Annotated in this window: 11 protein-coding genes and 1 pseudogene; 11 read left to right on the top strand and 1 reads right to left on the bottom strand. The window is 57.3% G+C overall.

The window, feature by feature from the left end:
• From ACOSYY_RS03295 to ACOSYY_RS03285, 3 genes and pseudogenes are all read left to right on the top strand, one after another.
• A pseudogene (locus ACOSYY_RS03295) lies at window positions 1–685 on the top strand (fumarate reductase/succinate dehydrogenase flavoprotein subunit); the annotation flags it as partial.
• A 62-nt stretch (window positions 686–747) separates the two neighbouring features.
• Entirely contained in the window at window positions 748–1536 is a 789-nt protein-coding gene (locus tag ACOSYY_RS03290; protein ID WP_421660844.1) for a succinate dehydrogenase/fumarate reductase iron-sulfur subunit, read from the top strand.
• Between the two features lie 198 nt (window positions 1537–1734).
• The gene (locus ACOSYY_RS03285) at window positions 1735–2280 is read left to right on the top strand and encodes a PilZ domain-containing protein (protein WP_421660843.1); all 546 of its coding nucleotides are present in this window, start codon (window positions 1735–1737) and stop codon (window positions 2278–2280) included.
• Here the strand turns inward: ACOSYY_RS03285 and ACOSYY_RS03280 are convergent.
• A complete protein-coding gene (locus ACOSYY_RS03280; RefSeq protein WP_421660842.1) occupies window positions 2277–2582 on the bottom strand; it encodes a hypothetical protein in 306 nt (101 codons plus the stop codon). The two genes, ACOSYY_RS03285 and ACOSYY_RS03280, sit on opposite strands and share 4 nt — an antisense overlap.
• Window positions 2583–2677: 95 nt before the next feature.
• On the opposite strand from ACOSYY_RS03280, the gene ACOSYY_RS03275 reads away from it, so the two are divergent.
• The 8 genes from ACOSYY_RS03275 to ACOSYY_RS03240 all read left to right on the top strand — a co-directional run bounded on the left by ACOSYY_RS03275 (window position 2678) and on the right by ACOSYY_RS03240 (window position 9253).
• Window positions 2678–3280, top strand: coding sequence for a LemA family protein (locus ACOSYY_RS03275; RefSeq protein ID WP_421660845.1), 603 nt, complete (start codon window positions 2678–2680; stop codon window positions 3278–3280).
• Window positions 3281–3309: 29 nt separating this feature from the next.
• A complete protein-coding gene (locus ACOSYY_RS03270) occupies window positions 3310–4200 on the top strand; it encodes a TPM domain-containing protein (protein ID WP_421660841.1) in 891 nt (296 codons plus the stop codon).
• Window positions 4187–4849: a TPM domain-containing protein gene (locus tag ACOSYY_RS03265; RefSeq protein ID WP_421660840.1), complete on the top strand. Its 663-nt coding sequence runs from the start codon at window positions 4187–4189 to the stop codon at window positions 4847–4849. The genes ACOSYY_RS03270 and ACOSYY_RS03265 overlap by 14 nt, the downstream gene beginning before the upstream one ends.
• Window positions 4850–4950: 101 nt before the next feature.
• Window positions 4951–5451, top strand: a complete 501-nt coding sequence (locus ACOSYY_RS03260; RefSeq protein ID WP_421660839.1) for a bactofilin family protein — start codon at window positions 4951–4953, stop codon at window positions 5449–5451.
• Window positions 5452–5762: 311 nt separating this feature from the next.
• Entirely contained in the window at window positions 5763–7376 is a 1614-nt protein-coding gene (murJ, locus tag ACOSYY_RS03255) for a murein biosynthesis integral membrane protein MurJ (protein ID WP_421660838.1), read from the top strand.
• Window positions 7377–7389: 13 nt separating this feature from the next.
• Window positions 7390–7908 (top strand): methylated-DNA--[protein]-cysteine S-methyltransferase, encoded by a 519-nt coding sequence (locus ACOSYY_RS03250; RefSeq protein WP_421660837.1) that lies wholly within the window; start codon window positions 7390–7392, stop codon window positions 7906–7908.
• An 8-nt stretch (window positions 7909–7916) separates the two neighbouring features.
• Window positions 7917–8372 carry a D-aminoacyl-tRNA deacylase gene (gene dtd, locus ACOSYY_RS03245; RefSeq protein WP_526023272.1) on the top strand — a complete coding sequence of 152 codons (456 nt, stop codon included), beginning with the start codon at window positions 7917–7919 and terminating at the stop codon, window positions 8370–8372.
• Between the two features lie 314 nt (window positions 8373–8686).
• Complete coding sequence (locus ACOSYY_RS03240) at window positions 8687–9253, top strand: hypothetical protein (protein WP_421660835.1); 567 nt, start codon at window positions 8687–8689, stop codon at window positions 9251–9253.
• The last annotated feature ends 19 nt before the right edge of the window (window positions 9254–9272 follow it).

Raw genomic sequence — 9272 nt, 5'->3', positions numbered from 1 at the left:
TGATTACAATCTCATGAGCACCGTCCCAGGACTTTTTGTGATCGGTGAGGCGAACTTTGCGGATCACGGCGCCAATCGGCTCGGAGCCAGCTCCCTCATGCAAGGGCTAGCGGACGGCTATTTTATCTTGCCGTATACGATCGGGCATTATTTGGCGACGGCAACATTCACTCCTGTCGGCGAACATCACCGGGAATCTCAGGTGGCGATTCAGCGCGTGACGAGCAGGATCGGCCGTCTTCTGAACGGCAAGGGCCGCCGAACGGCCGCCTCATTTCATCGAGAAGTCGGGCAGTTGTTATGGAATTACTGTGGCATGTCCCGAACCGAAGAAGGACTCAAATCGGCGCTAAAGGACATCCCGGCGTTACGGGAAGAATTTTGGCGTAATGTGATGGTTCCAGGGGCAGGTGAGGCCTTCAACCAAGAGTTGGAGTATGCGGGGCGAGTGGCGGACTATCTCGAGTTCGCCGAGCTGCTGTGCCACGATGCGTTGCATCGGGAAGAGTCATGCGGAGCGCACTTCCGAGAAGAGTATCAAACCGAGGAGGGCGAGCCGAAACGTGACGACAGCCGTTTCGCGCACGTGGCCGCATGGGAATATCGAGAAGGTGCATCACCCGCTTTACACAAAGAGCCCCTGGTGTTTGAATTCGTGCCGCCGACAACCAGAAGCTATCAATGAATTGATGAGGGGTAAGGGATAAAAGAGTGAAGAGTGAAGAGAGTTAGGAGTCGGCCGACACTATGAAGTTCACCCTCAAGATTTGGCGCCAGAAAGGTCCCGAAGACAGCGGCCGGTTCGTGACGTACGAAGCGCATGATGTGAGCGCCGGCATGTCGTTTCTGGAAATGCTCGACAGCGTGAATCAGGGATTGATCGCCAGGGGTGAGGAGCCGGTGGCGTTCGAGCAGGATTGTCGTGAAGGTATTTGTGGAAGTTGCTCGCTGGTGATCAACGGCATCCCGCATGGGCCGGACCGCGGCATTACCACCTGTCAGTTGTACATGCGGCGGTTTCCCGACGGAGCGGTCATCAGGATCGAGCCGTGGCGCGCACGGGCGTTTCCCATCCTCAAGGATCTGGTGGTGGATCGTCGAGCGTTGGATCGAGTCATGCAGGCAGGGGGTTATATCTCCGTCAATACCGGTGGAGCGGTCGATGGGAATGTTCTGTTGATCAGCAAGGACCAAGCCGAAACCGCCATGGATGCCGCATCGTGTATTGCCTGTGGGGCTTGTGTAGCGGCCTGCAAAAACGCTTCGGCCATGCTGTTTGTGGCGGCCAAGGTGTCGCACTTGGCGCTTCTGCCGCAGGGCAAGCCCGAGCGTACGCGACGTGTGAACGCGATGCTGGACGCCATGGATCGAGAAGGATTCGGTTCTTGCGGCAATCAGAACGAGTGTGAAGCTGTCTGCCCAAAACGTATCAGTGTCCGTTTCATAGCCACTCTCAATCGTGAATATCTCCGGGCCGGTGTCGTCGAATCCGGTCTTCCCGCTGAACCGGAATCTCCGCACGCAGAGTCCGCTTAACGATAGCCCACGACACAGTCATCCCTCGTTTCCGTGTAAATAAGCGTGATGCCGAGCCATAGTCGCCATATCTCCATTGGTATGAAGGCTGATGGAGGCCGATTGCGCCAGATGGCAATCAGCTTGACTGCGGGAGAAAGGCCTTTATAGTGCGAATGAGGATGCGGCGAAATTTCCTTGACCGGAGATAAAAACTGAATGAAGCGTCAAATGATCTGCCCCCGGTGCCGGAAGGATGGAGTGCTTCGTGTGTGGCCACAATCGCCGCGTGAACTGGCCGCGGCATTGATTTGGATCGTTCCGTATCATTGTGTCCACTGCGACCACCGATTTCTCGGCCGTCGTCTCAGCACCGGACGTCTGCCTACCATGGACCGCCGTGAACATCTTCGTATTCCTGTGAGGCTTTGTCTGTCTTTTTCCGGAGGAAAAGTCAGAGGGGAGGGAATCGTGATGGATCTCTCCTTGGGAGGGTGCATTGTTAAGAGTGAAACCCACGTGCACGTGGACGACATTTTCTACCTGGAGATCGTCATCGCCGAAGATGAACTTCCTGTCGAAGTAGCCGCCATGGTGCGGTCGGTGAGCGCGCGCGGCATCGCGTTCAAGTTTCTCCGGAAGGCCCAAGAGAATAAACGTCTTCTGGCCTTTATCCAATCACATTCGGGCTCCACCTCCTCGGTCCTCTCCAAAGCCGTCGAGTCACCGTCACCGGCTGATCAAGATCTTCAGCTGCCGGTCTAGATAGGCGTCTCCCAGGCGGACGGCAGCGGATATTCAGTGATTAAGCGGTCATGTTCAGCGATATCGTATGGCTCGATGGTCAAATCCTTTCGATCCATGGGTTCCGCGCAGGACGGTGAGCAAAGCACGTCGACCAACGCCTGGGCCTTGTCTCTTGTCGAAAATCGGCAGAGCCCGTGCTCGGGCATGCCTGACGAGGGGTGCCAGAAGGCGAGGTCGATCGCACTGCCTTGGTAGATGCCCAGTGTACGATGTCGTACTTGAAACCCATCAGGTTCGTGAATCGATTGTTCCCGTGACATAGGTCCTCTTGACCGACATATCTTAATGATGATGCTCATGGTAGCATGATCGGAGAACGGAACACAGCGTGCCGCGACTGCTGAGGGAGGGAACGATGGGGCGCATTTGGTGGGAAAGGACTCTGCTCACCGTGATGATGATCAGTGCATTGTCCGTGTCCGGTTGCGGTTACAACGATCTTCAAGGCTTGGATGAGGACACGAAGGCTGCCTGGAGCGAAGTGATCAATCAATATCAGAGGCGTGCCGATCTCATTCCCAATCTTGTCGCGACGGTCAAGGGATATGCGGCCCATGAAAAGGAAACCCTCGAGAGCGTCGTGAACGCCCGGGCCAAGGCGACGGGGATGCAAGTGACGCCCGAGGTACTACAAGATTCAACCGCATTCGAGGCATTTCAAAAGGCCCAGGCCGGTCTGACATCGGCGCTGGGTCGGCTGATCGCCATAGCCGAAAATTACCCCAACTTGAAAGCCGATCAAAATTTCAGGGACCTTCAAAGCCAGTTGGAGGGGACGGAGAATCGAATCACCGTGGCGCGTAAGCGATACATCGACCGAGTCGCTGAATACAACAAGATGGTCCGGTTTTTTCCGACCAACCTCACGGCAAAGCTGCTGCTGCACCTGGAAGAGCGTCCCAACTTTACGGTCGCCGATGAGAACGCCGTAGCGAAACCTCCCGAAGTCAAATTTTAAGACCAGGTTTGAGGCTGAGGTTGAGGGGGATGGTGCAGTTGCATCGGAGGTACTACGGCGTCCTCTTCTGCGTCTTCGCCTTGATCTCGACCAGCGTCTTCACTTTTCTTGCACATGCCCTGGATGTCCCGCCGCTGACCGGGCGGATCGTCGATCTTGCCCATGTCTTGCCGAGCGCTACAGTTGAATCGCTGACGGCTCAGCTGACGACTCATGAAACCCGGTCAAGCAATCAAGTGGCGGTTCTGATCGTTCCGGCCCTCGACGGCGAATCTCTCGAAGAATTCTCTCATCGTGTTGCGACGACGTGGAAACTCGGTCACAAGGGCACCGACAACGGCGTCCTGCTGTTGGTGGCGATTAAGGAGCGCAAGGTCCGCATTGAAGTCGGGTACGGTCTGGAAGGCGTATTGACCGATGCCCGATCGGCGCAAATCATTAGAAATGAAATCGCCCCACGATTTCGCGTCGGAGATATGTCGGGCGGGGTGATGGGAGGCATCAGCGCCATTATAAAGACCATTGAAGGAACCTATCAGGCGTCCGAGAAGGCAGCTCCGCGCCAGGAAAGCGATGTCATTGGACAGGTCGTCGTGGCCGTTCTTGTCGGATTGCTCGTCGGGCTCATGTTCATGAATATCCATCGATTCATCGGGCCGGTCGCGGGTGCGGGAATCTCCACACTCCTGGCGCCCTGGCTGGTTCCTGCGCTCCTGGCGAGCGGTATCACCTTGCTTCTTTTGCTGATGATCGGTGCTTCCGGCACCGGGGGAAGGAGAAATCGGTACAGTGGTATGGATGATTGGGTCTGGTACAGCAGCCGCGGCGGGGGGTGGGGTGGAGGTTCATCTGGTGGTGGAGGGGGGTTCAGCGGTGGAGGAGGCGATTTCGGAGGAGGAGGCGCCAGTGGAAACTGGTAAAGGACTTCCGCTCACAGCCGATGAACGGAGGCGGATCAGGTTGGCCGTGCAGGAGGCGGAACAACACACGAACGCGGAGATCGTGCCGATGATCGTGGGCCGATCCGGGCTCTATCGTGATGCCCAACATCGCGCCGGGATCATCCTCGCGCTGGCGATATTCACTATTTTGCTGACCACGGAAATACTCGGACTGCCTTGGGGGTGGCATGCCTCCAATGCGGCTTGGCTGATACTGGCGACAATCCTGGCCTATGGCGCGGGAGCAGGGCTCGGCCGCCTTGTTCCTATCATTCGCCTCTTCACAACTTCCGATCGTATGCATCACAAGGTACGTCTTAGGGCCGAGCGCGCCTTCGCGCAACATGCGGTCTCCCGAACTCGCGAGCGCACGGGTGTCCTGATCATGGTGTCCCTCTTGGAGCATCAAATCTATGTGCTTCCCGATCAGCCTTTGTTTCAACGAGTTCCGATGGAGCGATGGACGTTAGTCGTCCAGGCTGCTATCGGCCGTTTAAAAGCAGGTGATATTGTCGGCGGGATATGCCAAAGCATCCAAACGTGCGGTATTCTCCTTGCCGAGGTCTGTCCAGGTCGTCCGGGCGACAATCCTGATGAATTATCGAATGAATTAGTCGAGGAACCATAAGAGCTCCTCCTTTATCCTGAGCACTCAATAAATTACCCTTGCCGACCGATAAATAACATGTTCGCGAATCGGCCGGCGCTATGACAAGGAGGGTGTGAGATATGTGGAAGCAGGACGAGACAGGAGGGGAGGTCGAGCGGGAACAGGAGCGGTGGGCGGAGGATAAGCGCAGTCCATCAAAAAAGAGCGGTCCGACCCTTCCGGATGAGGTCGCCTTCGTCGGAAAAGATGTCGAGTTCAAAGGGGTCATCACCTATTCCGGCACGGTACGGGTTGATGGGTCGTTGGAGGGAGAAATTCATACCGACGGCGGCTTGCTTGTGGGGCCTGAGGCAGTGCTCAAGGCCAAGGTTACAGCGGGGACGGTGGTGTGCCGTGGAACCATCCATGGTGATATTCAGGCAAAGGACCAGATTGTGCTCTGTGCGCCCGCCGTCGTCCAAGGTAGCCTGACGACTCCCGTCCTTTCAATAGAAGAGGGCGTGGTGTTCAACGGCACATTGGAGATGAAGCCTCAGGCCAACGTAGAGGTGCTACGCGAGGTCGGGTCGAACATGGGAAACATGACCAGCCGGCCACCGGTTCAACGACTCGCGGCATGATCGATCGAACAACGGGTCTCCCGGGGCGAAGCTCCGTCCACCGCCGGGAGATCCGACTCAGTAAGAAGTCGACCCGCGTTCTTTACGTCTTCCTTCGTCGTTCTACAACCCACGTTTGATGACGGACTATCTCGCCACACGAGCGACGGCTTGCACATTCAATGATTCGATCATTCAACTCCTGAAATCGACATTGACGCGTCTCTGTTCATGCCCCGGACGGCACGCCAAAAGACAGCGGTGCTGAGAAAGTACCCATAAATCTCAGGTTCGATAGACGGCCCGCGATCGTTCCGCTAGAATCCGGATCCATGTCAGAGCCTACCGTCTCGACCGGCGCTCCTGCCAAGCTGCAGGATGAGAATCAATCAGTCGTCAAGGCGGCCGGGGTGATCGGCATCGCCACATTTTCCAGCCGAATCCTGGGCTTCATCCGCGACATGGTCTTGGCCAGATTGTTCGGCGCGACGCCGGCCGCGGATGCCTTTTTCATCGCGTTCCGTATTCCCAGTCTCCTCCGCGAGCTGTTTGCGGAGGGTTCGATGTCGTCGGCCTTCATTCCCGTGTACACGGAATACCGGACGACGCGGAGTAAACAGGAAGCCTGGGAACTGGCCAGCGCGGTGTTCACGACGCTCTTGACCGTCGTCACGCTGGTAACGATTGCCGGGATTGTGGCCGCTCCCTGGCTCGTTCAGCTGCTCGCGCCGGGATTTCAGGACAATCCCGACAAACTCGCGCTCACGACGCTGCTCGCCCGCGTCATGTTTCCGTACCTTCTGTTCATCAGCTTGGCGGCATTAGCCATGGGCATTCTGAACTCGGTGCGGGCCTTTGCGGCGCCGGCCTTCTCTCCGCTTTTCCTGAATGTCTTCATCATCGTCGGCGCCGCGTGGTTGGCCCCGCTTCTGAGCGAGCCGATTATCGGGGTCGCGATCGGCGTGGTGGCGGGAGGGGCGGCCCAATTCGCCATGCAGCTTCCCAGTCTGAAACTGCGGGGATTGCTGTTCGGCTTTCGATTCGAGCCGGGCCATCCGGGTCTGCGGCGGATCGGTACATTGATGGTGCCCACGCTGCTCGGTCTGTCCGTGACTCAGATCAACTTGACGGTGAGCACGGTGTTGGCATCGTTCTTCGCCGGTGGGCCGACCTATTTGTTTTACGGCATGCGGCTCATCCAATTTCCACTGGGCATCTTCGGGGTCGCGTTGGCGACGGCGATTCTGCCCACGTTATCTTCACAAGCGGCGCGAGGCGCCCTGGATGAACTGCGTACCACGCTCGGGTTCGGCCTGCGTATGATCCTCTTCATCATCGTGCCGGCGATGGCGGGATTGATCTTGTTACGTACTCCGATCGTGCATCTTTTTTTCGAGCACGGCACATTCACCGCGCAAGATACGGCTGAAACGGCCCTGGCGATCCTCTGTTACGCCGTCGGCTTGTGGGCATTCGCAGGGGTCCGTATCATCGTCACGGCGTTCTATTCGCTGCAAGATACCAGGACGCCGGCCATTGCCGCGGCGGTCGCCCTCGCGGCGAATATCCTCTTCTCGCTGGTGTTGATGTCTGTTCTAGGCGCGGCCGGGTTGGCGCTCGCCACGGCCTTGGCGGCCATGGTCAACGGAGTCATTCTGGTAACGGTGCTGAACCGGAGACTGGGCGGAGTTGACTGGGGAGCGGTGCGACGCTCTTGCCTTCGGGTCCTTGTCGCATGTATTCCGTTGGTCCTGGCATGCTGGTGGGTAGCCGGCGCACAGGTATGGACTCATCCCGCCGGATGGATCACGAAATCCGCGATGCTTGTTGCCGCTGTCGGGTTGAGTGTAGGTGGATATCTCGGTGTTCATGCGTTGTTTCGGTCGGAAGAACTCGGGGTGGTGTGGGGAATGGTGCGCAGAAAATTGGGTCGATTGGCGGCGTAACAAGGAGAGCTCCATGCAGCGTGCGATAGTCTTTCGTTCCCCATGGGGTTGGATGGGAATCGCGGAATCTCCAAAAGGGATTCAAGCAATCGTGTTGCCGAAACGCTCAAAACGAGCCGCCGAGTCCGCCCTCAGGGCACAGTTACACGGGCCGATCCAACAAGGAGAGTCGGCGCGACTGGAAGCAGCCCGCCGTCAACTGTTCGACTATATCGCAGGGGGACAGAATGCCTTCGATGTGCCGCTCGACCTGTCGCAGGGAACCTCGTTCCAACGCAAGGTCTGGTGGACCCTGCAGCGGTTCCCATACGGCAAGCTCCGCTCGTATCAATGGATTGCCGCCCGGGTGGGCGGACGACACTATGCCCGTGCGGTCGGCAATGCGGTGGGCGCGAACCCGTTGCCTATCGTCGTCCCTTGTCACCGGATTGTCGCGCACGATGCCTCGCTCGGAGGTTTTTCCGGGGGACTGGCCATGAAACGCAAGCTGCTCTCCCTCGAAGGGACATTGACTCAATTGCAACGGGGGTGACTCAAGCGATGAGGGCGGTGCTTCAGCGCGTGACCAATGCCTCGGTAGAGGTCGAAGGAACAATCGTAGGTCGGATTGGGAACGGCTTGATGGTTTTGTTGGGTGTCGCGAAAGGCGATGACGAATCGGACGCACGGTATGTGGTCGACAAGATTCGGAGCCTCCGCATGTTCGCCGATGATCAGGGTAAAATGAATCGGTCGCTGGCGGATGTCGGCGGCGCCGTGTTGTTGGTCTCCCAATTCACGCTGGTAGGCCGAACCGACAACGGACGTCGTCCCAGCTTCGATGGGGCTGCTCCTCCCGACCTCGCCAAGCGCCTCTATGAGCAGGTCGTGGCTGATCTGCGGGCATGCGGGACGTCGGTGGAGACGGGTGTGTTCGCCGCGCATATGCGCGTGGCGTTAGTGAACGATGGGCCGGTGACATTCGTCGTGGACAGTAGAGAGCGACGCTTGCCTTGACTCAAGGTCTGATGGCGTCGTTCCGATAGAATCGACTAGCAGGATGTTGACAAACTAATCTGCAAGTATGGCAAGACAGGAGATCCAGTGGTTCCAGGCCATCTCACAAGACCGCAGGCTGGTCAAAAAGGTCGTCGAGCCAGGCCGCAGCAAGCGAGGAGGCGAAGCGTACATTGGGCCGTACGTTGAGCCTCTAAGCGCCGCGAGAACGCCGCTCGCGGACTTTTTCAACAGCCTGCTAGAGTAGGAACCTGTTCGTAGTCGCAATCTGGTATACTGAGCGCAAGCCTAGCCAGTCTTCGTAGGAGGTGGAGATGAGCACTCAAGTTCCTCCACGGCACCCGCTCCGGCAACTCTTCGGCGCGCTAACCGAAAAGAGCTTCACGGAGCATCTTGGTTGGCCTGATGCCAAGGTCACATCGTACGTCTCGGATCTGTTGGTCGATTTCACCCATACGGATCAGCTCTATAAGATCAGAAATCGACAGAACCAGCCGGTCGATAGCGTCGTCGATTTGCTCTTCGAGTCGGAAGTCATGCTCGAAGCCCAATCGCTGGACCGTGAGCGGGATGTCCATCGGCATATTGGGGATTTCACTCTGTTCATGGCCGGACTCTTTCCCGAGTATCTTCGACGACTCAAATCTACCGGGCTTATTTATCATAAGGACTTCCTTGTGGACTATGTGAAGACGGGGAAACGGTCCTATGGGATCGTCGCGCAAATCGGCCGTGATGATGCCGAAGCCAATTTGCCTTTGTTCAAAAAATTATCCGAAAACTTTGAACTGTGCGTAACGGGCCTGGGGTTTGTGCGGTCCGACCTGGATCGCATGCAAGATCCAGCCTATAAGAAAACCCGGGATTTGCTCTTGAATTGAAATCCGTCCGTCCCATCAT

This window comes from Nitrospira sp. BLG_2 (genome assembly GCF_049222245.1).
Note: the sequence above shows the minus strand (reverse complement) of the source record. Positions and strands in the feature narration are given on the sequence as shown.